General features: G+C 32.0%; 28 protein-coding genes and 1 tRNA gene. 26 read left to right on the forward strand and 3 right to left on the reverse strand.

What is annotated here, in order from left to right:
- Positions 1 to 19: 19 nt before the first annotated feature.
- Positions 20 to 217, forward strand: coding sequence for a four helix bundle protein (locus E7419_01535; protein ID MBE7013872.1), 198 nt, complete (start codon positions 20 to 22; stop codon positions 215 to 217).
- 455 nt (positions 218 to 672) lie between these two features.
- On the forward strand, positions 673 to 1,026 hold the full coding sequence (locus E7419_01540; GenBank protein ID MBE7013873.1) for a hypothetical protein: 354 nt from the start codon (positions 673 to 675) through the stop codon (positions 1,024 to 1,026).
- A gap of 192 nt (positions 1,027 to 1,218) precedes the next feature.
- On the opposite strand, the gene E7419_01545 is transcribed toward E7419_01540, so the two are convergent.
- Together E7419_01545 and E7419_01550 are read right to left on the reverse strand one after the other, a co-directional pair.
- Entirely contained in the window at positions 1,219 to 1,773 is a 555-nt protein-coding gene (locus tag E7419_01545; protein MBE7013874.1) for a ribosome recycling factor, read from the reverse strand.
- Between the two features lie 25 nt (positions 1,774 to 1,798).
- A complete protein-coding gene (locus tag E7419_01550; protein MBE7013875.1) occupies positions 1,799 to 2,506 on the reverse strand; it encodes a UMP kinase in 708 nt (235 codons plus the stop codon).
- A 160-nt stretch (positions 2,507 to 2,666) separates the two neighbouring features.
- Here E7419_01550 and E7419_01555 point away from each other — a divergent pair, with 160 nt between their 5' ends.
- From E7419_01555 to E7419_01665, 23 genes are all read left to right on the forward strand, one after another.
- Positions 2,667 to 3,947, forward strand: a complete 1,281-nt coding sequence (locus E7419_01555) for a hypothetical protein (GenBank protein MBE7013876.1) — start codon at positions 2,667 to 2,669, stop codon at positions 3,945 to 3,947.
- Positions 3,948 to 4,238: 291 nt separating this feature from the next.
- Positions 4,239 to 4,430 (forward strand): PspC domain-containing protein, encoded by a 192-nt coding sequence (locus E7419_01560; GenBank protein ID MBE7013877.1) that lies wholly within the window; start codon positions 4,239 to 4,241, stop codon positions 4,428 to 4,430.
- A 44-nt stretch (positions 4,431 to 4,474) separates the two neighbouring features.
- Positions 4,475 to 5,869 (forward strand): hypothetical protein, encoded by a 1,395-nt coding sequence (locus E7419_01565; GenBank protein ID MBE7013878.1) that lies wholly within the window; start codon positions 4,475 to 4,477, stop codon positions 5,867 to 5,869.
- Between the two features lie 45 nt (positions 5,870 to 5,914).
- On the forward strand, positions 5,915 to 7,828 hold the full coding sequence (locus E7419_01570; GenBank protein MBE7013879.1) for a YgiQ family radical SAM protein: 1,914 nt from the start codon (positions 5,915 to 5,917) through the stop codon (positions 7,826 to 7,828).
- Positions 7,755 to 8,612 (forward strand): bifunctional methylenetetrahydrofolate dehydrogenase/methenyltetrahydrofolate cyclohydrolase FolD, encoded by an 858-nt coding sequence (gene folD / locus E7419_01575; GenBank protein MBE7013880.1) that lies wholly within the window; start codon positions 7,755 to 7,757, stop codon positions 8,610 to 8,612. Before E7419_01570 ends, folD begins: the two co-directional genes overlap by 74 nt.
- A complete protein-coding gene (locus E7419_01580) occupies positions 8,609 to 8,851 on the forward strand; it encodes an RNA-binding S4 domain-containing protein (GenBank protein MBE7013881.1) in 243 nt (80 codons plus the stop codon). The genes folD and E7419_01580 overlap by 4 nt, the downstream gene beginning before the upstream one ends.
- On the forward strand, positions 8,805 to 9,176 hold the full coding sequence (gene yabP / locus E7419_01585; GenBank protein MBE7013882.1) for a sporulation protein YabP: 372 nt from the start codon (positions 8,805 to 8,807) through the stop codon (positions 9,174 to 9,176). Before E7419_01580 ends, yabP begins: the two co-directional genes overlap by 47 nt.
- Positions 9,177 to 9,181: 5 nt before the next feature.
- Positions 9,182 to 9,667, forward strand: a complete 486-nt coding sequence (locus E7419_01590) for a hypothetical protein (GenBank protein MBE7013883.1) — start codon at positions 9,182 to 9,184, stop codon at positions 9,665 to 9,667.
- Positions 9,668 to 9,672: 5 nt separating this feature from the next.
- Positions 9,673 to 9,951 (forward strand): hypothetical protein, encoded by a 279-nt coding sequence (locus E7419_01595; GenBank protein MBE7013884.1) that lies wholly within the window; start codon positions 9,673 to 9,675, stop codon positions 9,949 to 9,951.
- Between the two features lie 76 nt (positions 9,952 to 10,027).
- A tRNA-Leu gene (locus tag E7419_01600) sits at positions 10,028 to 10,116 on the forward strand.
- A 368-nt stretch (positions 10,117 to 10,484) separates the two neighbouring features.
- Entirely contained in the window at positions 10,485 to 10,991 is a 507-nt protein-coding gene (gene purE / locus E7419_01605) for a 5-(carboxyamino)imidazole ribonucleotide mutase (protein ID MBE7013885.1), read from the forward strand.
- A 16-nt stretch (positions 10,992 to 11,007) separates the two neighbouring features.
- A complete protein-coding gene (locus E7419_01610) occupies positions 11,008 to 12,468 on the forward strand; it encodes an amidophosphoribosyltransferase (protein MBE7013886.1) in 1,461 nt (486 codons plus the stop codon).
- 18 nt (positions 12,469 to 12,486) lie between these two features.
- Entirely contained in the window at positions 12,487 to 13,527 is a 1,041-nt protein-coding gene (locus E7419_01615; protein ID MBE7013887.1) for a phosphoribosylformylglycinamidine cyclo-ligase, read from the forward strand.
- A complete protein-coding gene (locus E7419_01620) occupies positions 13,521 to 14,102 on the forward strand; it encodes a phosphoribosylglycinamide formyltransferase (GenBank protein MBE7013888.1) in 582 nt (193 codons plus the stop codon). Before E7419_01615 ends, E7419_01620 begins: the two co-directional genes overlap by 7 nt.
- Entirely contained in the window at positions 14,102 to 14,803 is a 702-nt protein-coding gene (locus E7419_01625; GenBank protein ID MBE7013889.1) for an inosine monophosphate cyclohydrolase, read from the forward strand. Before E7419_01620 ends, E7419_01625 begins: the two co-directional genes overlap by 1 nt.
- A 12-nt stretch (positions 14,804 to 14,815) precedes the next feature.
- A complete protein-coding gene (locus E7419_01630) occupies positions 14,816 to 15,988 on the forward strand; it encodes a phosphoribosylaminoimidazolecarboxamide formyltransferase (protein MBE7013890.1) in 1,173 nt (390 codons plus the stop codon).
- 70 nt (positions 15,989 to 16,058) lie between these two features.
- Positions 16,059 to 17,315, forward strand: a complete 1,257-nt coding sequence (gene purD, locus E7419_01635; protein ID MBE7013891.1) for a phosphoribosylamine--glycine ligase — start codon at positions 16,059 to 16,061, stop codon at positions 17,313 to 17,315.
- Complete coding sequence (locus E7419_01640; protein MBE7013892.1) at positions 17,312 to 18,463, forward strand: SAM-dependent methyltransferase; 1,152 nt, start codon at positions 17,312 to 17,314, stop codon at positions 18,461 to 18,463. The genes purD and E7419_01640 overlap by 4 nt, the downstream gene beginning before the upstream one ends.
- Positions 18,460 to 18,648, forward strand: coding sequence for a hypothetical protein (locus tag E7419_01645; protein MBE7013893.1), 189 nt, complete (start codon positions 18,460 to 18,462; stop codon positions 18,646 to 18,648). Before E7419_01640 ends, E7419_01645 begins: the two co-directional genes overlap by 4 nt.
- Positions 18,635 to 19,882, forward strand: a complete 1,248-nt coding sequence (locus E7419_01650) for an MFS transporter (GenBank protein MBE7013894.1) — start codon at positions 18,635 to 18,637, stop codon at positions 19,880 to 19,882. The genes E7419_01645 and E7419_01650 overlap by 14 nt, the downstream gene beginning before the upstream one ends.
- Positions 19,883 to 20,248: 366 nt before the next feature.
- Positions 20,249 to 20,872 carry a hypothetical protein gene (locus E7419_01655; GenBank protein ID MBE7013895.1) on the forward strand — a complete coding sequence of 208 codons (624 nt, stop codon included), beginning with the start codon at positions 20,249 to 20,251 and terminating at the stop codon, positions 20,870 to 20,872.
- A 55-nt stretch (positions 20,873 to 20,927) separates the two neighbouring features.
- A complete protein-coding gene (locus tag E7419_01660; protein MBE7013896.1) occupies positions 20,928 to 21,911 on the forward strand; it encodes an S-layer homology domain-containing protein in 984 nt (327 codons plus the stop codon).
- Positions 21,912 to 22,212: 301 nt separating this feature from the next.
- Positions 22,213 to 22,614 (forward strand): hypothetical protein, encoded by a 402-nt coding sequence (locus E7419_01665; GenBank protein MBE7013897.1) that lies wholly within the window; start codon positions 22,213 to 22,215, stop codon positions 22,612 to 22,614.
- Positions 22,615 to 22,886: 272 nt separating this feature from the next.
- Here the strand turns inward: E7419_01665 and E7419_01670 are convergent, their stop codons facing one another.
- Positions 22,887 to 23,732, reverse strand: a complete 846-nt coding sequence (locus E7419_01670) for a class I SAM-dependent methyltransferase (protein MBE7013898.1) — start codon at positions 23,730 to 23,732, stop codon at positions 22,887 to 22,889.
- 98 nt (positions 23,733 to 23,830) lie between these two features.
- On the opposite strand from E7419_01670, the gene E7419_01675 reads away from it, so the two are divergent.
- Entirely contained in the window at positions 23,831 to 24,268 is a 438-nt protein-coding gene (locus E7419_01675) for an Asp23/Gls24 family envelope stress response protein (protein MBE7013899.1), read from the forward strand.
- Positions 24,269 to 24,274 lie beyond the last annotated feature (6 nt).

Consider the following 24,274-nt stretch of genomic DNA (forward strand, 5'->3'; position numbering starts at 1 on the left):
AATCGCAGAGGTGATATCGATGGCAGCCAGTGTATTAAGGGAGAAAGCAAAACAGTTTGCAAAAGATATGGTTTTCTTATGCAGAGAAATTAAATCAAGCCACAAAGAAGCGGTATTAGTAAATCAATTATTGCGTTCAGCAACTTCGATAGGTGCTAATCTTCACGAAGCACAATATGCTCAAAGCAAGAATGTGGCGCTATTCGCAGAATGTTAATTTCATCACTAAAAACAATTAAATCTAAATAATAGTAAGCCTGAAACGATAATTCTCGTTTCAGGCTTTTATAATAAGGTTTTAGGATATCCTAAATATTCGGAGGATGGTATACATTTTCCCTGCTTGTTACAGTACCGGACAAGATTTTTATTAAAAAACTTAACAAATTCCACCAAAACTATTGATAAAACATAAAAATCGCAGTATAATAGTAAATGCGAAACCAATTTAATATATTATACAGTGTTGAGGTATATTTTCTTTTGGGATAATATACTTATCTTTACATATGCTGATGTTTGAATTTGATAAAAACGCAAATTTCAGTTATCAGTGTATGTGTATATCTCATGCTGTATAAATTGGTTTCGCGACTATCGGAGTTTGCGTTTTTTATGCGTCTGCTTCGGTAGGCGCATTTTTTAATTTATAATTTTAGGGGGAGTATTTTTATGGCAACTATAGCAATGTGGATATGTATTATCTTAGCATTTGGACTAGGCATTCCATTACTAGAGGCAGATATGGAGCTTTTAGGTACTTTATGCTTGGGTGGTTTTGCGTTATTGGGACTGTTTTTAGAATCTAAATTAACAACACCAGAAGAAAAAAGAGCGGAGGAAGATTATAAAAAAGAACAAGAATTTAAAAAAATGAATTGCGGTTATAAGTGCCCTAATTGCGGTGCAAAGGCAGGACATAAAATAAGTGCAATATCTAAAAGTTTTTCTATCAGCACCTTTGGAATTGCTTCTAGTAAAATTGGTAAAACATATAAATGTGAAAAATGTGGTTACCTGTGGTGAGGTGCGACTTTGATGAAATCAAAATAATACTATATGTATAAGTGTGTTTCTATAACTTAAAATAAGAAATTTATAAGGGAAAATATCTATATCTCCTTATTATTAAGAACATATGTCATAGTAGAGTTTCTACAGCCTCTCGCGGTAAATAAAAAACTTGGAGTTATTTCTCCAAGTTTTTTATATGAAATATTAAACTGTTAAAATTTCTTTTTCTTTTTCTTTTGCAATATCGTCAATATTTTTAACGAATTTATCAGTAATTTTCTGGATTTTATCTTCTGCTTCTTTTACATCGTCTTCAGTAATTTTGTTATCTTTCTTTAAAGCCTTGATTTTGTCGATTCCGTCTCTTCTTATGTTTCTAACTGAAACTTTTGAGTTTTCAGCAATTTTTGAAACATCTTTAACAAGTGCTTTTCTTCTTTCTTCTGTAAGAGGAGGGAAGTTAAGTCTTATAACTTTTCCGTCGTTTGTAGGATTGATGCCTATATCTGATTTCTGGATTTCTTTTTCAATTTCTTTTAAAACTGATGCGTCCCATGGCTGAATAAGTAAAGTTCTTGCTTCAGGTACTGAAACATTACCAAGTTGATTTATAGGGGTAGGAGTGCCGTAATATTCAACCTTTATTTTATCTAAGATTGCAGGATTTGCTCTGCCTGCACGGATTGATGCATACTCATTGTTAAGTGCATCAATTGATTTTTGCATTTTAACTTCAATATTTGCAATTGTTTCTTTCATAATAATCTATATCCTTTCATAAAAATTACTCGCCAACGTAAGTTCCTATTTTTTCGCCTTTTACAACTTTTATTATATTCTCAGGAATATCAAGACCAAATACTTCAATAGGAATATTATTATCCATACATAGTGAAATAGCAGTTGAGTCCATAACTTTTAAACCTTTGTTAAGAACATCAATATATTTAATTGAGTCAAATTTAATTGCGCTTTTATCTATATTAGGATCTGCAGTATAAACACCGTCAACATTTTTAGCAAGAAGTATTACATCTGCTTCTATTTCCGCTGCTCTTAAAGATGCAGCAGTATCAGTAGAGAAGAATGGGTTGCCTGTTCCACAACCGAAAACAACAACTCTGCCTTTTTCTAAATGCCTTATTGCTTTGTTTCTTATATAAGGTTCTGCAATTTGCTTCATTTCAATACCTGTCTGAACTCTTGCCTGAACTCCAACAGATTCTAAAGTGTCAAGTATAGCAAGAGCGTTTATTGTTGTAGCAAGCATCCCCATGTGGTCGGCTCTTGTTCTGTCCATATTATCTCCGCTTCTGCCTCTCCAGAAATTACCTCCGCCAACTACTATTGCAACCTGAATGTTCATTTCGGTAAGAATTTTAATCTGTTCGCAAACTTCCTTAATCTTTTTAAAATTAAGACCAAATCCACCTTCATTTGATAATGCTTCTCCGCTTAATTTTAAAAGAATTCTTTTGTACTTGCAGTCCATAAAATCATCCTTTCACTATGTAATTATATATAATCAATTTATATTATATCATATATATTTAAAATTTTAAAGAATTATTTTTAAAAAACTTAAGAAAATCAACCTTACCTTTTATTGACTATAAAAAAATATAATGATATAATTTACAGGGGGGATATAAGTGCTAAAAATATTTAGGGATTTTTCATCTGAAAATAATAAAAAAGATTTTATTCTTGCAAGGCGTATAATTGAAATAATTTTATATTTAACAGCATCAATTCAACTTTTTCAGGAGTTTTCCGACAGCAGATATTTTGACCAGTTTATGATTATACTCTCATGCTTGGGTATGTATGTGTTTTATTTTGGTGCATTGAAAAAAATGTTCTATATCATAGAAAATTTTGAAACCGAATATTATATTGGGCAGAAAGAAATGATGGATTTTCATAATAACTTTATTGCCAGCATGTTTATTCCTATGATATTTTTATTTAAAACTGATGAAAGAATATTTACGGGAACTTCTTTGTGGGACCTTGATTCTATGAAAAAAATTATTCTTTTGATAACTTTTTGTTCGCTGATTTACTATCGTTTTTTAGTATTTTATGCCAAAAGATATTCTGAGAAAATTAAAATCAATGAAGAATACGAAGGCTCTGATAACGTAAGTCGATATTATAACGGACTTTTATATTTATCGATATTTGGCTTTCTGTTAGATTTTTGCTTGTGTATTTTAAATATCGAACTCTTTAGTAGTATGGAGTGGAAAAATAATTTTTTTGCCAATACTACGTTGGATATATCTTCCTTTCTTCTTTTGTGTGTTCTTGTGCTTTTCTTTATTAATGATAAAAAGCGTATAGTTTTAAGTGTACTTCTTACAATTACTGTTTCATATATTAGTTACAGTTCATATATGCAGTTTAGTGAGGTTAAAACATATAACTTTGGAACAGCTGATTATACCGATTATTTGATTTTTGATAAAGAAACCAATAAATATGCTGATGTTATCTGTCATTTTGGAGTAGATGAGAATAATAACGGGATATTTAAATATTATATTCTTCTTTTAGAAAAAACTGAAGAAGGATATAAAATTATCGAAGAAGCATTTGCAAGCGGTAATTATGAGTCAACCGAATATAAAAACACTTTTTCGGAGTGGCAGGACAGAGATTCTGATACTTATTTTCGAAAAAAAGATTTGGAAAAAGGAGAAAAACCTGTTTCATTTAAAATTACCAATGAAAAAGTTAAATGTGAAAAGGGTGGTTTGTTAGAAGAATATATAGACAGCAAACAATATGTAAAAGTGAATTTTTACGATGAAAAAACAGATAGTGTTATTGTAGGAGACGGATATATAAATTTCAGAGGTAATATACTTGAAAAATCAGATAGATTAGATGGATATTTAGACAAAATGTTTGAAAGAGCTAAAATATAACAACTATTGAAATTTTTGTGTATTTGTTGTATAATAGATTTAAATTAAGTTAAATCTATTCAGCTGAATTTGCCTTTCGCGAGCTAAATGTGCTGACGCACGCTAAATTACTTCGTAGCTAAATTTACCTACGCTAAGCTATATAAGCGAATTTAATTTAGCTACTCCAAAGGAGTTATTTAGTTATGGAACAAAGTGGAATAATTTAGCTTTGCAACTTGTTGAAAAATTTAGCTAAAAAGTTTGGTATCTAAAATGTTTACTAATTGTATAATAAATGGGGGTCATACTATGAAAAAGAAACTTTATAAATCAAAAGAAGATAAAAAACTTTGTGGTGTTTGCGGAGGGATAGCCGAGTACTTTGAACTGGATTCCACATTAGTTCGATTAGCGTGGATCGTTTTTACTCTTATGGGTGGTTCAGGGATTATCGGATATATTATTGCAGCACTTGTTATGCCTGAATTGAAAGAAGAATAACTATTACTGTTAAAAATTTATAACATTAAAAGGAGAGATAGTATATGAAAAGAATAATAACTGTCTTAATTACGATTATTGTTTTTATGACAACCACAGTATTTGCTGATGTAAATATTCCAAAAGAATTTATGGCATATCCGCAAAATTACACTGCATCATACAGTTTGTCAATGCAGATTGACGATAATACTGATATACGTGCTCTGTTTGATGAGATTTTTACAACAGATGATGCTATTTCAAATGCAATCGGAACTGACTTTATGTCTTTCTTATCTGCTATGTTTGAATATGATGGTAATATATATCTTCAGGCAGATATGAGCAAGGACTTTAAAAAAATAAAATTATCAATGACTAATTCAACTAAGTTTTCTTCGGTAGTTTCGACTAATCTGAATTATACAGTTAATTCCAATGTAGGCATTTGGATGGACATGGATTTTTCTGATGAAACCAAACCTAAACTCGATTTAATTTTACAGTCACCTACATCAGATAAATACTACTCTATAAATGTAGGAAATTATATTACAAAGGAAGATATAGATTCTTTTTTGAATGTTTTTAATGCTGAATATATTAAAAAGTTTTATGAAGATCTTGCAGTTGCTTTTTATGAGAATGCGACTGTAAACAAAACAAACTATGGATGCAAGATTTCTATGGATAATGAAGGTTTTGTCCGCTATTTAGATGAAGTTGTTACACGAATTTCTGATGAGCAAATTACAGAAGATGAAGAGATTTCTTTTTCATTTAAAGATATGAACTTTTTGGGAAAAGACGGTATACAAGCTGATTATAGATTTAAAAACGGATATATTTACTTTTCTCAGGTAAGTGCAGATATAATGCTTGATATTTCAAGCATTACAAAGGCAATCGGAGAAGAATGGCCATATAAATCATCTGGGAAAATAAATATTAAGATAAATGAAAAGATTGATTATACAAAAATAGATAAAACAGTGGTTGAGTATCCGTATATTAATGACGGCAACAGCATTTCTTTGAATAATTTATTTGAGGATGAAATGAACTCAAATGAATACGAAGATTATGAGTTTGAGTATCCTTATTGGACTGCGAGTGCTTATTGTACTACTCTTCCTGTAATTGATGGCCAGTACTATGTTCCTCTTCGTGCCATTTTGGAGGACGGATATGCAGAATCGGTTTTGATTGATTATAATAACGATGTAATCACAGCCACAAGTGAGTATTTTGATGGATTTAATACTCTTACGATGACCATTGGTTCAGATAAAGTTTATTTAGATTCTGTTGAGCATACTATAGGTAAAGTGATTTTGATAGATGATGTTACATACGTAAATTCACGTTTGTTTACCGATGTGTTTGGATGGCAACTTACAGATATAACTCATGAATTGATAAGCGATACTTATTCTGTTACTTTTTATACTGAATAGTATGTTGGAGTATTAAAAATACAATATAAAAACAAAAGATAAATTATGAATAACAAAAACTTATTTTTACCACTTACAACTGAAGAGATGAAACAAAGAGGGTGGAATGAGGTTGATTTTGTTCTGATATCAGCCGATGCCTATGTTGACCACCCTTCTTTTGCAAACGCAATAATTGGACGTGTTGTTTCCGATTTAGGCTTTAAAGTAGGAATTATTTCTCAACCTGACTGGAACAATGATAACGCATTTAAAATATTCGGAAAACCCAAGTATGCATTTTTGATTTCAGGCGGTAACATTGACTCTATGGTTAATCACTATACGGTTAATAAGAAAAAAAGGAGTACCGATTCTTATTCGCCGGGAGGAAAAGCGGGGTTAAGACCTGATCGTCCTACAATTGTTTACTCAAACAAGATAAGGGGTATATATAAAGATGTCCCAGTTATTGTAGGCGGGATTGAGGCGTCCTTAAGAAGATTTGCTCATTACGATTACTGGCAGGATAAGATAAAAAGGTCGGTGCTTTGTGACTCTCAGGCAGACCTTCTCATATATGGAATGGGAGAAAGAAGTATTAAAGAAATTGTTACCCGTCTTGGTAATGGCGAGAAGATTGAAAGTATAACCGATGTTAAAGGAACTTGCTATTTAACGAAGGATATATCAGGAATTGAAAATTATATAATGCTTCCTTCGTTTAATGAGGTTTGTGAGAGTAAAACAAAATATGCCAAATCAGTTAAACTTCAGTATGAAGAACATAATGCATATATAGGAAAAATTTTAATAGAGAAACAAAATGACAATCTTTATCTTGTTGAGAATCCACCGCAGAAAGTTCTTTCAAGGCAGGAACTTGATAAAGTATACTCACTTCCTTACCAAAGGAAATGGCATCCGTTATATGATAAAATGGGCGGAGTGCCTGCAATAGATGAGGTTAAGTTTTCTGTTATTTCCGAGCGGGGATGTTTTGGTGGGTGTAATTTTTGCTCACTTGCTTTCCATCAGGGGAGAGTTGTTTCTTCAAGGAGCGAAAAATCAATTATAAGTGAAGTCAAAAAGATAGTATATGACGAAGATTTTAAGGGATATATTCATGATGTCGGAGGTCCGACAGCAAATTTCAGATTTCCTGCCTGTGAAAAGCAATTGGAAAAGGGTGCATGTAAAAACAGGCAATGTTTAGCACCTACACCTTGTAAGAACTTAAAAGTATCTCACACTGAGTATTTAAACCTTCTTCGTAAGATAAAAGAAATTGACGGTGTAAAAAAGGTGTTTATCCGTTCCGGAATTCGTTTTGATTATCTTATTTATGACAAGAATAACGAATTCTTTAAAGAACTTGTTTCAGACCATGTTTCGGGGCAACTTAAAGTAGCACCTGAACATTGTTCGAAAAATGTTTTGAATCTTATGGGTAAACCTGAAATTAAAGTATTTAATAAATTCAGGGAAAGGTTTTTTGATTATTCAAAAAAAGCAGGAAAAGAACAGTATATTGTTCCTTATCTTATGTCTTCTCATCCGGGAAGCAGTTTAAAAGATGCAATAATGCTTGCTGAGTATTTAAGGGATATAAATTATCAGCCTGAACAGGTTCAGGATTTCTATCCAACACCTGGTACAATTTCTACCTGTATGTACTACACAGGGCTTAATCCTCTTAATATGGAAAAAGTATATGTTCCAAAATCATATAAAGAAAAAAACATGCAACGAGCACTCCTTCAATACAGAAAAAAAGAAAATTATGAAATTGTTAAGGAAGCGCTTACAATAGCAGGGCGAAAAGACCTTATCGGTTTTGATAAAAAATGCTTAATAAAGCCAAGAATTACAAATAATAAAAATGATATGAGGAGAAAAAAAGAAAATGAAAGCACAAATAATAAACGGAAAACAAGTCTCACAAAACATCAAAGAAAGAATAAAAAAAGAGGTAAGTGAACTTAAGGATAAAGGCATAGTTCCTGGACTTGCAGTTGTAATAGTTGGAGATGATCCCGCATCAAGAGTATATGTTAATTCCAAGAAAAAAGCCTGCGAAGAACTTGGAATGTATTCAGTAGAATATGCACTATCAAGTGATACCACTCAAAAAGAACTGATTGATTTAGTAAATAAATTAAATGATGACGAAAAAATAAACGGAATTTTAGTTCAACTGCCATTGCCGAAACATCTTGATGAAAAACTTGTTATAAATACTATCAAGCCTGAAAAAGATGTAGATGCATTTCATCCTGTAAATGTTGGTAAAATTATGATAGGAGATTTTAATTTTCTTCCATGCACACCTGCCGGAGTAATGGAACTTATTAAAGAAACTGGTATTGAGATTGCCGGTAAAGAGTGTGTTATAATAGGCAGAAGTAATATTGTCGGAAAACCACAGGCTATGCTTATGCTTCATAAAAATGCAACAGTAACTATTTGCCATTCCAAAACAAAAGATTTAAAAGAAGTGGTTAAAAGAGCAGATATAGTTGTTGCAGCAGTTGGTGTTGCCAATATGGTAACAAAAGACATGATAAAAGAAGGTGCAGTTGTAATAGATGTCGGAATGAACAGACTTGAAAACGGCAAACTTTGCGGTGACGTTGATTTTGAAGGCGTAAGTGAAGTAGCATCGTTTATAACTCCTGTTCCGGGCGGAGTTGGTCCTATGACTATTGCAATGCTTATGGAAAATACTCTTACTTCAGCAAAACTGAAAGCAGGTCTTATATGAGAATAGATAAATATTTAAAAGTATCACGTCTTATAAAGAGGAGAACGGTTGCAAACGAAGCATGTGAACAGGGAAGAATAACTGTTAATGATAAAATAGTTAAACCATCATATGATGTTAAAATAGGTGATGTTCTTTCTATTCGTTTTGGTGACAGGGTTGTAACAGTCCGTGTCACAGCAATTTCAGAACATGTTAAAAAAGATGAGGCTTCAAATATGTTTGAAGCAGTGCAGTAAATATATCATAAAAAATCACTTCCTTAAATATACATTATTTAGGAGGTGCTTTTTTATGGCAGAGGAAATGCAAAAACAAAATATATCTTTAGAATCAAGAAGAAAACTAAGCATTACAGGTGTAAAAGAGGTAGAAAATTTTGATGATAATACAATAACATTGATTACTGATTTGGGAACACTTTCTGTAAAGGGTAGTGAAATAAAAATCGAGAAACTTAATCTGGACTCAGGCGAGGTATCTGCAACAGGGGATTTTTACGCTTTTGAGTACATATCGGATGAAAACACAAAACGCACATTTTTCTCAAGAATGTTCAGGTAAAAAGTATGGAGTTTACAGTTTTAGAACAGACAATAGCTTTTCTTTATTCTTCTTTAACCGGTTTTACAGTGGGATTTATTTATGATTTTATAAGATGTTTTAAAAAGACATTTTTTAAAAGTAAGGTTATATGGGATATTCTTGATGTAGTATTTGTGCTGATTTGTGCAGTTTTTTTGTTTTTCTCGTTTTATTCTATTTGTGGCTTAAGTTTCAGATTTTATCACATTTTAGGACTTGTTTTAGGCGGAATTGTATATTTTACATCAATAAATAGAATTATTTATAAGATTTTTGAAAAAATTTTAATTATTTTAAGAGAAATTTTAAAAATACTCTTGTATCCTGTGAAATTTTTTAGTAAAATAGTATCAGGAATATTTTGTTGGATTATAAAAATAATAAAAATTCCGTTAAAGCATCTTAAATGTTTTATAATAAAATTTATATTAAACGTCAAGAATATAATTAAGAGAAAAAAGAAGGTATAAAGAAAATGAAAATAAATGTTAAAAGATTTTCAGTGTTTCTTATTGTAATTGCAACAATTTATGTAGGCGTTATGCACTATCAGGCTACTGTTGACAGTATAAATATAAAAAATGAAAAAGAGAAATATACATCTTTGATCGAAGAAGAAACTAAAAAAAATGAAGAGTATAAGAAGATTGAAGAAAATCTAAATACTGCAGATTCTTATGAGGCGATAGCCCGTGATGACCTTGGTATGTTAAAATCTGACGAAACTGTCTATATCAATCCTGAAACAAATTAAAAAATTTGGAAAAAGTTGTTGACAAACATATATTTTTATGTTATTATATTCGAGTAGTCAATTTTGACTGCATTTTGCCGGAGTGGCGGAACTGGCAGACGCCCAGGACTTAAAATCCTGTGGGAGGTGACTCCCGTACCGGTTCGATTCCGGTTTCCGGCACCAGAAAAAAGACTTGTCATTTGACAAGTCTTTTTTCAGTTAAATCCGTTTAGCGACGGAATAAATCTGCTTTGCAGATGAAATCACTTTGTGATGAAATCCGACTTTATCGGAATAAAAGACGGATTAAATTTTTTTTAAATCCGTCAGGTTTTGATTTCATCCAAACTTGTTTGGATTTCATCGTGCCTTGCACGATTTCGTTATGATATACCATTATATTTAAACTGTCACAAAAGTGACGGCTTTTTTAAGTTAATTTTATTTATTTTTTCTTATTTTAATCTATTGAAATTTTATCGTATTTATGTTATTATATATTATGATATATAATGCCATAAATATTTTTTAAAAATAAAAGGGGAAGAATTATGAACAAAAATCCAAAAGTTGCTCTTATAATGGGCAGTGATTCAGATTATGAAGTATTAAAACCCGCAATTTCTTTCTTAAAAGAAAACGGTGTTATGGTTGAGTGCAACGTGATGAGTGCTCACAGAACTCCTGATTTAGCAAAAGATTTTGCAAAGAATGCAGAAGATAACGGAATTGAGGTTATACTTGCAGCGGCTGGTATGGCAGCACATCTTCCGGGAGTGCTTGCTGCTTTTACAACCGTTCCTGTTATAGGTATTCCTGTTAAAGGGAAAGTTTTAGACGGTATGGATGCTCTTTACAGTATCGTTCAGATGCCGTCAGGAATTCCTGTTGCAACAGTTGGAATTGATAATTCGAAAAATGCGGCAATACTTGCAGTTCAGATTCTTTCTTTAAAATATCCTTATCTTAAAGAAAATTTAAGAAAATTCAAAGAAGATATGAAAAACGAAGTAATTATGAAGAACGAAAGATTACAGGAAAAAATCAAAGCAGAATGATGAAGGGATAATACGAATGAATACTTTTAATGCTAATGAATTTAATAAAATAAAAGAAGAATGCGGTGTTTTCGGTATATATTCAGGAGAAAAGGAACTTGATGTTGCCAGAATAACAAATTTTGCCCTTTTTGCTTTGCAACACAGAGGGCAGGATAGTTGTGGTATTGCAGTAAATGATAACGGAACAATAGTTTATCATAAAAATGTCGGAACAGTTCCTGAAGTTTTTGATGATGTTATTTTAAATCATCTGTCAGGTCAGATCGCAGTGGGGCACGTTAGAGCCGCTACTGCTGACAGTAATTCAAGAGAAAACGCACAACCGCTTGTAACAAAATATGTTAAGGGTACGTTAACACTTGCTCATAACGGGACACTTGTCAACGCCCGTTCTTTAAGAGAAGAATTAGAACAGTCGGGAGCACTTTTCCAAAGCACAACTGATACTGAAATTATCGCATATCTTATTGCAAAAGAAAGATTGTTTACTCATTCGGTAGAGGATGCAATAAAAAATATGCTTTCTAAAATTATAGGTGCATATGCCTTTGTTGTAATGTCTCCGTCAAAACTTATAGCGGTAAGAGACCCTCACGGTATGAAACCTCTGTGTCTTGGAAAATTGGGTAAATCTTATGTTGTAGCATCTGAAACAGTTGCATTTGATGCTATCGGTGCAGAATATGTAAGAGATGTCGAACCGGGCGAAATTGTTGTTATTACAAAAGACGGTGTTGATTCTATAAAACCTCTGAAAAAATGTGATACAAGCCTTTGTATATTTGAACATGTATATTTTGCAAGACCTGACAGTGTTATTGATGGTGCAAGTGTATATGCTTCAAGGAAAGAAGCGGGTAAATATCTTGCAAGGCAAAATCCTGTTGAAGCTGATGTCGTTATTGCTGCACCCGACTCGGGAATTTCTGCTGCAATCGGTTACTCTCAGGAATCGGGAATACCATACGAAGTAGGTCTTATGAAGAATAGATATATTGCAAGAACATTTATTCAGCCTACTCAGGCGATGAGAGAAAATGCAGTAAGAATAAAACTTAACGCCATAAAAGAAGTTGTATCAGGAAAGAGAGTTATTTTGATTGACGACTCAATCGTAAGAGGGACAACCTCTAAAAGAGTTGTTGCTCTACTAAGAGAAGCAGGAGCAAAAGAAGTTCATATGAGAATAAGTTCACCACCATTTTTGTATCCTTGCTATTTTGGAACAGATGTTGGTTCTCAGGATGTTCTTGTTGCGGTTGACAAAACTTATGAAGAGATAAACGAACTTATCGGTACTGATTCTTTAGACTACTTAAGTTTAGAAAATCTATTAAAAACTCCGATTGGTTCAAAATGTGGTTTCTGTACTGCTTGTTTTAATGGAAACTATCCTCTTGATATAAGCGAAGTGTCAAAAGAATCAGATTTTAAAGATGTTCATTTTATTAAAAAATTGCATATTGAAAAATAGAATTAAAGGAGATATATTATGAGTAATGCGTATAAAGATGCCGGTGTTGATGTAACAGCCGGTTACGAAGCGGTTAACCTTATGAAAAAGCACGTTAAGAAAACTTTTACTGAGGGTGTTATGACAGATCTTGGCGGTTTTGGCGGCCTTTTTGAAATTGGTACAGGTTATAAAAATCCTGTGTTGGTTTCAGGTACTGATGGTGTCGGAACTAAACTTAAAATTGCTTTCTTAACTGATAAGCATAACACAATCGGTCAGGATTGTGTTGCTATGTGTGCAAATGATATTGCATGTTCAGGTGCTAAGCCCTTGTTTTTCCTTGACTATCTTGCTGTAGGTAAAAACGTTCCTGAAAAAATTGCTGATATAGTTTCAGGCGTTGCAGACGGATGTGTACTTTCAGGCTGTGCATTAATAGGCGGAGAAACTGCTGAAATGCCCGGATTTTATGATGTAGACGAATATGACCTTGCAGGTTTTTGTGTAGGGATTGTTGATAAAGAAAATATAATTGACGGTAAAAATATTAAAGTTGGAGATACTTTGATTGGTGTTGCATCAAGCGGTGTTCATTCAAATGGTTATTCTTTGGTAAGAAAAGTATTTGATTTAAATTGTGAAGATTCTTTAGCGAAAGAAAAACTTTCAAAATATTATGATGAACTTGGAAAAACTCTTGGTGAAGAACTTATCACTCCAACTAAAATATATGTAAAAACAATTTTGGAACTTAATGAAAAAATTAAAATAAAAGGTATTTCTCATATAACAGGCGGAGGTTTTTACGAAAATATTCCAAGAATGTTAATGGACGGTCAGTCTGCTAAAGTTTATAAAGATTCTTTTGAAATTTTACCTATATTCAAACTTATGGCTGAAACTGGCAATATTCCTGAAAAGGATATGTTCAATACCTTTAATATGGGTATTGGATTAGTTATGGCAGTTGATAAAGAAGATGCAAAAAAAGCAGTTGAAATGCTAAATGCAATGGGCGAAAAAGCATACATATTAGGCGAAGTTATTCCTGGTAACAAGGAAGTGGAAATATGCTAAATATTGCAGTTTTAGTGTCTGGCTCAGGCAGTAATCTTCAGGCTATAATTGACGAAATGAAAAAAGGGGAAATCGATGGTAAAATTGTTACTGTTGTTTCAAATAAGCCTGACGTTTATGCACTAAAAAGAGCAGAGGAGAATAATATTCCATCAAAAGTTATTGTAAGTAAGGGAAATGAAAATTTTGAAAAAGAACTTTTATCCCACCTTAAAGAAAACAATGTTGACTTAATTGTACTTGCAGGCTTTTTATGTATATTAAAAGGGGATATTTTAAAAGAGTATTCCAATAAAATTATAAATGTTCATCCGTCACTTATTCCGTCTTTTTGCGGAGATGGTTTTTATGGGCTTAAAGTTCACGAAGCGGCTCTTAATTACGGTGTTAAAGTAACGGGTGCAACAGTTCATTTTGTGAATGAAATTACTGACGGCGGTAAAATAATAATTCAGAAAGCAGTTTATATTAAAGAGGGAGATACTCCCGAAATTCTGCAAAGACGCGTTATGGAAGAGGCAGAATGGAAGATATTACCTCAGGCTATTAAACTTATATGTAACGGAGGATTATAATGAGTATACTTAATTTATCAGAAGAATTAAAGAATAATACATATCCGGGCAGAGGAATTGTTATCGGTAAAAGTGAAGACGGAGAAAAAATGGTTATCGCTTACTTTATTATGGGAAGAAGTGAAAACAGCCGTAACAGAGTTTTTGTAGAAGATAGTGAAGGTATTAAAACAAAAGCATTCTGCGAAGAAAAGTTAGTTGATCCAAGCCTTATTATATACTCTCCTGTAAGAGTAATTGATAATAAAACAATTGTTACAAACGGTGACCAGACTGATACAGTATATGACTTTATAAAGGAAGGTAAAACTTTTGAAGAAGCATTAAGAACCAGACAGTTTGAACCTGATGCACCAAACTTCACACCAAGAATTTCAGGGATTGTTGAAGGCGATTTTTATAAACTTTCTATTTTAAAAAGTGCAGACGGAGATCCGTCAGGCGACCACAGATATTTTTACGAATATTCAAATACAGGAAATGGTATCGGCCATTTTATCCATACATATAAATGTGACGGTAATCCTATCCCTTCATTTTATGGCGAACCTGAATGTGTTGAATTAAAAGGTGACATTGATACGTTTACAAAAAATGTATGGGAAAGTTTAAACAGTGATAATAAAGTATCTTTATTTGTAAGATTTATTGATATTAAAACAGGTAAATTTGATACAAGAATTGTAAATAAGAATGTTTAAGGTGGAGTGAAAATGAAAGAAATAGAATTAAAATACGGATGTAATCCTAATCAGAAACCTGCAAGAATTTTTATAAAAGAAGGAGATTTACCGTTAAAAGTTTTAAATGGTAAACCTGGTTATATAAACTTTCTTGATGCTTTTAACAGTTTCCAACTTGTAAAAGAATTAAAGAAAGCAACAGGACTTCCTGCTGCAGCATCTTTTAAACATGTAAGTCCTGCAGGTGCGGCAGTTTACAGAGAACTTTCAGATACGCTTAAAAAAATATATTTTGTTGACGATTTGGAACTATCTCCTTTAGCATCAGCGTATGCAGCAGCAAGAGGGGCTGACAGAATGTCTTCTTACGGAGATTTTATTGCACTTTCTGAAATCTGTGATGTTCCTACTGCTAAACTTATAGCACGTGAAGTATCTGATGGTGTAATAGCACCCGGATATGAAAGTGAAGCACTTGAAATATTAAAATCAAAAAGAAAAGGTACATATAATATTATCGAAATGGATATAAATTATATTCCTGAAGAAATTGAGAGAAAAGATTGTTTCGGTATTACATTTGAGCAGGGCAGAAATAATGTTGAAATAAATGAAGATGCTCTTTCAAATATTGTAACAGATAATAAAGTATTATCCGAAAATGCTAAAATTGACTTAATGATTGCGCTTATAACATTAAAATATACACAATCAAATTCAGTATGCTATGTTAAAGACGGACAGGCTATCGGTATCGGTGCAGGTCAGCAATCAAGAATTCACTGTACCCGTCTTGCAGGAAATAAAGCAGATGTATGGTATTTAAGACAGCACGAAAAAGTTCTTAATCTTCCTTTTAAAGAAGATATAAGACGTGCTGACAGAGATAACACAATTGATGTATATATTTCCGAAGATTATATGGATGTTTTAGCTGATGGCGTATGGGAAAACTTCTTTACTAAAAAACCTGAACCTCTGACAACCACCGAAAAGAAAGAATGGTTAAAAACATTAACTGATGTTTCTTTAGGCTCTGATGCATTCTTCCCATTCGGAGATAATATTGAAAGAGCGTATAAGAGTGGTGTTAAATATATTGCGCAGCCCGGCGGTTCAATCCGTGACGATAATGTTATTGAAACATGTAATAAGTATAATATGGTTATGTCATTTAACGGAATAAGACTGTTCCACCATTAAAATTCAGGAAAATTAAGGCATAAGAGAATTCTCTTATGCCTGAAATATTATAATTTGTGAGGATATTTATATGAATATATTAGTTGTTGGCGGCGGTGGCAGAGAACATGCCATTGTTAAAAAAATAAGTGAAAGCAAAAGAGTAGAAAAAATTTACTGTGCCCCCGGTAACGGAGGTATATCTGATATTGCAGAATGTGTGCCGATCAAAGTTATGGAATTTGATAAACTTATCACTTTTGCTAAGGAAAAGAATGTTGATTTAACTGTTATCGGCCCTGATGATCCGTTAGTTTTTGGTATTTCAGATGCTTTTATCAAAGCAGGATTAAAGGTGTTTGGTCCGACTAAAGATGGCGCGCAGATTGAGGGAAGTAAAGTTTTTTCTAAAGAACTTATGAAAAAATATAATATTCCTACTGCAAAATATGAAGTTTTTTCAGATTATAATGATGCACTTTCGTATATAACAAAGGAAAATACTTTCCCGACTGTTATAAAAGCAGAAGGTCTTGCGCTTGGTAAAGGCGTTATTATTGCAAATGATTTAAAAGAAGCAGAAGATGCCTTAAAAGAAATAATGATAGATAAAGTTTTCGGGGATTCAGGTAACAGAATTGTTATCGAAGAATTTTTAACAGGCCCTGAAATTTCTGTTCTGTCATTCTGTGATGGTGAAACTATTGTTCCAATGGTTTCAGCACAGGACCATAAAAGAGCTTTTGATAATGATAAAGGCCCTAATACAGGTGGTATGGGAACATTCTCACCAAGCAGAATTTATAATGAAAAATTACAGGAAGAATGTATGAATAATATATTTATTCCTACTGTTAAAGCGTTAAAGAGTGAGGGGATAACATATAAAGGCGTTATTTTCTTTGGTCTTATGTCAACAAAAAACGGAGTAAAAGTTATTGAATATAATGCACGTTTCGGAGACCCTGAAACTCAGGTTGTTCTTCCAAGACTTAAAACTGACATTGTTGATATCTTTGAAGCAGTTTGTGACGGAACTTTAAAAGATATAAATGTTGAGTGGGAAGACAATGCTTGCGTTTGTGTTGTTGAAGCATCAGGTGGATATCCTAAAAAATATCAGACAGGATATGAAATTTCAGGACTTTCTGATATAGAAGAAAATATCTATGTTTACCACGCAGGAACAAAAAAGGAAGATGGTAAATATTATACCGCAGGCGGAAGAGTTTTAGGTATAACTGCTAAATCTAAAGACCTTGATACTGCAATTTCCGATGCTTACAACGCTGTAAAGAACATCAACTTTACAGACGTTCACTATAGAAAGGATATTGGCATAAAATGATAAATCAAAATATTGCCAAAGTTAAATTGTTCTTACAGGGACTATGTGTAAGGCTTAGTGAAAACCGTGATATATTTAAAAATATTCTTGTTACCTATAAGTCAGGTGTTAAGGAATATTATTTGAAAATATATTTTGAAGATAGTCTTTATGCAGACTATCTTGGCGAGAAAAAGAAAATAGAAATAAGTGAAATTCCGTCTTGTATAACTAAAGACTTAGAGAAGTATGACAGTGTTATCATAGACTATAATGACCGTATTTCAACTTTTGAAATTATTGCTGATAATAAAAATGTTTCTTCAAAGAATAAACCTTATGTTGAAAAAGAAAATGATGTTAAAAGTGCAACTGTAGGCGGAAGAGAATATATTATTAAAGAAAGCAATGCCAAAGATTTATTAAAAGCAATAGGTATTATGGCGGAAAACGGAAAAATAAAAAACGATATGATAAGAAAATATAATCAGATTGATCGTTTTGTTGAACTTATTTCAGATTTGAATTTCGGAGATAATCCTAACGTTTTAGACTGTGCCTGTGGCAAAAGTTATCTCTCTTTTGTTGTAAATTATTACTTAACTGAAATTTTAAAGAAAAAATGTTTTGTATACGGAATTGACTATAATGAAGACGTTATAAATGCTTCGAATAAAATAAAAAGTAAGTTAAAGTATAATAATATGCAGTTTATAAATGCCGATTTAAAAGAATTTACATTAAATAAAAAAATAGACCTTGTTGTATCTCTTCACGCTTGTGATGTTGCAACAGATTATGCTCTATATTCAGGAATAAAGCATAAAGCAAAAGCGATAATATGTGTTCCTTGCTGTCATAAGGAACTCTCAACACAGATTGAATATGAGCCTTTTTTTGAAATTTTAAAGCATGGAATATTTAATAGAAGGTTTTGTGATATTTTAACTGATGCCTTAAGAACACTTCTTCTTGAAGCAAACGGATATAAAGTGTCAGTTATAGAATATACATCTCCCTTAGATACTCCGAAAAATATAATGTTAAAGGCAGTAAAGGTATCTGACAAAAATGAAAAGGCAATGGAAAAATATTATGCCTTAAAAGAGCAGTTTAAAGTTAATCCGACTTTAGAAGCACTTCTTAATACTTGCGAGGTGGAAATGTGAAACAATGTGTCCTATATGACAGAGAATGTATAAATTGTAACGAATGTAATATTTGCGACTTAGACCCTAATAAAATCTGCGACAACTGCGAAAAGTGTCTTCACCTTTCTGATGCAGACTATAAAGGTGTTGTAATAGACGAAATATTATCTGAAAAGGATTATACAAAAAATGATGACGAATAATAAATACAGTTTAGCAAAAATTGCAAGTTATATTACGGGTGGCTCAATGGCGATATGTGCAAACTTATCGCCGATTTTATTTATTACTTTTAAAGATTTATATAATATTTCTTATACATTGCTTGGATTTATTGTAGTGATAAATTTTTTAACGCAACTTGTAATTGACCTGGCATTTTCTTTTTTTACTAAATATTTTAATATACATAAATGTGTGAGAATGACACCGCTTATCGTTTTTATAGGTCTTTTATTATATGGCATTATGCCAATGCTTTTTCCCAAAATGGCATATTTATGGATAATAATAAGTACAATTATATTTTCTGTTGCATCAGGTCTTAGTGAAGTTCTTTTAAGCCCTGTTATAGCAGAAATACCGAGCGAAAATCCTGAGGCAGAAATGAGCAAACTTCACTCTATGTATGCTTGGGGTGTTGTCGTTGTTGTTTTAATAAGCACTCTTTATTTAAATATATTCGGTACTGAAAATTGGATGTATCTTGCTTTTTTATGGGCGCTTGTTCCTTTTAGTGCATTTCTCATCTTCTTAAAAGCAGAACTTCCTCAAATGAGTAATACTGATAAAAAAAGTACAAATAATAAATTCTTAAGTAAGGGAATGTTACTTTGTATGCTGTGTATATTTTTAGGAGGAGCAGCAGAGTGCACGATGGCTCAGTGGTCATCAAGTTTTTTGGAAAGAGCAATCGGTGTTCATAAAGTTTTCGGAGATGTTTTCGGTGTTGCTTTTTTTGCTATACTTCTTGGCATAGCAAGAACTTTTTATTCAAAGTATGGAAAAAATATTATCAATTTTATGCTTATGGGAATGATTGGGGCAACTTTTTGTTATATTATTGCAGGAGTAGTTTTAAATCCTGTTATTTGTATAATAGCCTGTGCTTTAACAGGTCTGTTTACAGCAATGCTTTGGCCCGGAACTTTAATATATTTAGAAGAAAACTTTACTAATGTAAGTGTTTCGGCTTATGCACTTATGGCGGCAGGCGGTGATATGGGTGCTGCAATTGTTCCTCAACTTGTAGGAGTTGTATCGGATAAATTTTCGTTATCAGAAATTGCTTTGAAATTTTCGGGATTTTTTAATATATCTTCAGAACAATTCGGAATGCGATGCGGAATAATAACTGCAGCAATATTTCCTCTTTTGGGAACTATAGTAATACTTTATATGAAAAAATATTTTAAAAACAAAAAAATACAGGGTTGATAATATATCAGCCCTGATTTTTTATACCATTTTTATTGCTTTTTAAAAATATGTTGTAAAAATTATTATAGTTTGTTATAATAAAGTTGCCAAACAAATCAAATAATAAAACTTGTAAAGTGTGTGTATTTTTAATTATGACAAAAATACAGATGCTCTTATTTGCATATACTTTGCAAGTTGTGTAAGATTTGTTTGGCGACAGTCGGAGCAATGTGTTTTTTATGCGTGGCTTAGGCTGCGCATTTTTTATTGTGATTTGCTATGCTAAGCTATTATTGACTTTAAATAAGGGGGAATGGTATAATATAAATAACAAGTAACTGGTAACATTTTCATATATGACACTAAAGGAGGTACACAAATATGAAAAAAATCCTTATTGTACTTTTAATAACTTTACTTTTAATTTCTATGGTGGGTTGCCAAACAAAACATAACAGCAGTGTTGAATATACTGTTGGTTTTTACAATTTGTTTGGAGAACATATAGATGTTATTACTAAAAGCACCGATTTTGGAGATGTAAAAGGAGTTACGGAAGGTAAGCAAACAACATATACTTTTACTTGCAATGAAAATAGCGAAAGTATTACTGAAAAACAGTTGGTTTTTTATAATGATATTTTAATGGCTGAAAAAGTCAAATTTTCCAATTTGGAAAAAGCCTATTTATTTGCTAAAGAATATCGTAAAGACTTTGAAAAAAATTATGGTAAAAAAGATACATATCCAAATATGTCTTCTCCATATTCAGGATATTTAGATGATATATCAAGCGTTGGAGAAATTAATAAACCTTGTAATTATTATGAAGATTATACGGTTGAAGTTTCAGAAAAAAAGACTAACGAGCCTTGGCTTCATATAGATAAAGCACAAAAAATGCTTGGCGATATAAAATATTCGCGTATTGATTTAAGACTGGAGTTACAAGTCCTTTCTGATGACTTGGCATATGTATCTGTAAAATATATGATATTAAGATAATCGATAAATAAAACACAATGTCCGACAGTTACTAAAAAAAGAAAGGAAAATACTTATGAAAAAATTATTTGTATGTTTTTTAATTGTACTTTTAATATTTAATTTAACTGCTTTTTGTGAGGAAACTAAAATATACACCTTTCCGGGTGAAAGGGTTGTGTTTGACTTTTCATTTTCTGATAATAAAGATGTTATAACATCGGATTTTTACATTAAGCCAACGGGACCTGCAAAGTTACAAATTAATTTTAAAAATGCTGATGAAAGTTTTACAGTTAATTTTAAGATTATAAACAAACTGACAAAGGATATTATATATAACAGTGTTGTAAACTTTATATCGAACGGAGAAGATGATACATATCAGTATATTGAAATTTTCCCTGCACAATTAAAAACAAATGACGAATATTATATAGAAATATCAGAGCCTTCTTTAAAGAATGCAAAGGGTAAAATTGAAATAATAGGCAGTATTGAATTGCTTTCCGAAATAGGTAAACTTCGTAATCTTGGAATAGCAAATGATGTGGGGGAAGGACCTTATCAACCTGTTAAAAGAGGGGAAATGGCAAAACTTATTGCTCAGACTCTTAAAATGACATCTTCTGCTGCTTTCTGTTTGCCTGAATTTTCCGATGTAGCAAAGGACAATCCAAATTATAACTATATTGGATTAATAGAAAAAAAGGGGATAGCAGACGGATATGGAAACGGAAATTTTAAGCCGGATGAAAATATTACATATTACGAAGCGGTTAAAATGATTGTTTGTATGTTAGGTTATAAGCCTGAAGCAGAGATTAAAGGATATCCGGAGGGGTATTTGCAAACTGCAAACAAAATAGGAATTATACTTTATCCCGGAGCGGAAGACAGAGTTATAAATCTTGATGATATTTCAAAAATTTTATATAAGGCAATTGATACACCTCTGATGCTTCAGACTGGATTTGGAGCAGAAACGCAATATGAAATAGCAGACGGTGTAAATAATAAACTTATGACCATAAGAAATACATATCTTGCAACTGAATAAGGACCTCTCAAAATTCTAAAATGTATTATCTTGTATCATTTGAAACTATATAAACATTTTTATATTTCACTGTCATCCTGAACGCAGTGAAGGATCTCTTCTTAATAGGTAAGAGATTCATCGTCTATGCCTCAGAATGACAAGAGGAAAATGTAAAGTTTTAGTCGTTACAAGGTAGTAGGGGCGGTTCACGAACCGCCCGCCTACTCGGGACATTCGTGAATGTCCCCTACAATAAAGAGAACCTTGTTGTGTTAATACACAATAAGATTATTTTTAAAATTAATATAAGAGGCGGAATATGAAAAAAATATTAATTACAATAATAGTTTTGTTAATACTTGTTTCAGTGTTTGTTATTTGCTATATAGGACCAAAGATAAATGAGTCTGTCGGGTACTTGACATCTAACGATGATTATACCGAGCCTGCTTCAATAACACCGCAAAAAGCAATAGAAAATTCCAAAAAGATGCTTAATGAAAAAACTATCAAAACAATTATAAATTATGATAATCCAAAAGTTCAAGAGGTAGTAGCCAACAAGCAACTATCAATAGTTTATTTTGATAAAAGTGTTAAAGATGGGAGACTCTTGTATAGGATTACTTTTAATACTATTCACGATGGACTTTTGGGACCGGTGGTTTTTTATGTGGATAAATTAAGCGGTAATGTAGTAGGTGGGGAATATAGAGAATAGAGAATAATATCACGAAATCCTAATGTATGATAATTTTCTCAAAGAACCTTGTTGCATTATTTCACAATAAAAAAAGAGGGCGAAATGGAACCGAACCCGACCGCATCCTTAATGGATGATGAAGGAAGGGTGCAGGGCTGTGCTGTAACACAATGAAAACGAGGGCGGCTTGCCCGCGTGATGTTTGAATTGATGTTACGAACGGAAGGTATAGCATCATTTCGCCTTCATTCATTTCACATTTCGCATTTCGAATTTTGAATTTGAAAAAATTATTTTTTTTCAATAACACACACTGCCATTTTAATAAACATTTCTTTTAAGACAGGAAGTTTTGCTAAAGGTGCTAAAAAATTTCTAAGTGGCATTTCATTATAGTAACTTGGTGTTATATTAAGATTTTTAAGAATGTTTTTAAATCTTTTTATTGTCATTTTATTTATATATGAAAAATATTCTTTTCCGTTTTCGTCTTTGGAAATTCTGAAATTAATTCTGCTTTTTCCGTCAGGCAGGTCTTTTACAAGTTCTTTATAATCTCTTATTAAAGTTTTTTCGCTAAAGAATAAATGAACCCAGGGGATAAATATTGCATCGCTTAAATGCGCACCGAACGGATGATTATAAGGAGGGAAGTTTATATATACTTTGCCGCCTTTTTTTAATACTCTTAAAACTTCTTTTAAAACTTCTTCAGGTTCTCCTACATGTTCCATAGCATCATTCATAATAATTGTATCAAACGAGTTGTCAGGATAGGGAAGATTTTTTGCATCGGCGCATATAAAGGTAAATTCGTTTTCTAAATTCAGTTTTCTTGCTAAAGTTTCCGATTCTTCCTTGTAAGACTCGACAACATCAACACCGTACACATGGTTTGCCCCAAGCGTGATATAATAAAGAGATTTTCCGCCTGCACCACAACCTATATCAAGAATATCTTTACCTTTAAACATTTCTTCTTTATTAGTATATCCTAAATAGTTTTTGATTGTATTTTCGCCTTTTTCAAACTGCCACATAGCATAAGTTTTAACTCCGTCATTATTTAAATTAAAAGGATGTACAACGGGTTTAAATAACTTGTTTATTTTTATAAGTAAACTCATAAATAACACCTCGAGAAAATATTATAAAACTAAATTTAATAATATCATATCATAAAAAAATAAAAAAATAAAGTTTTTTTAAAAAATGTTGAAATATATTATAAAAAATGCTAAAATATAATATAATGCATTTAATTTTATTTAAGGAGGCAAACACAATGAAAAAATATGAAGAAGAAAACAATGTTGTAGAAATCGAAGCGGGTGACGTTACAGTTTCCGAAAGTGTTATTGCATCTATTGCTAAAAATGCTATTATGGAGGTTGAAGGTGTTCATAGCGTAATTGGTGATGAGCAACCTGAACCAAAGAAAATTTTTGATTTGATTTCCAGTAAAGCAACAGGTAAAGATAAAGGTATCAAAGTTGTTACAAAAGATAATAAAGAACTGAGCATCGAAGTATTTGTTGTATTAAACTACGGAACAAATCTTATAAACGTATCTAAAAAAATTCAGGAAAAAGTAAAAGATGCAGTTGAAAGTATAGTTGGTATGCACGTAGTAGATGTTGATGTTTATATTGAAGGCGTATTCGCCCAGTAATCGGAG

The organism is Oscillospiraceae bacterium (assembly GCA_015068525.1).
In the GTDB taxonomy this organism is placed as follows: Bacteria; Bacillota; Clostridia; order UMGS1840; family HGM11507; genus SIG450.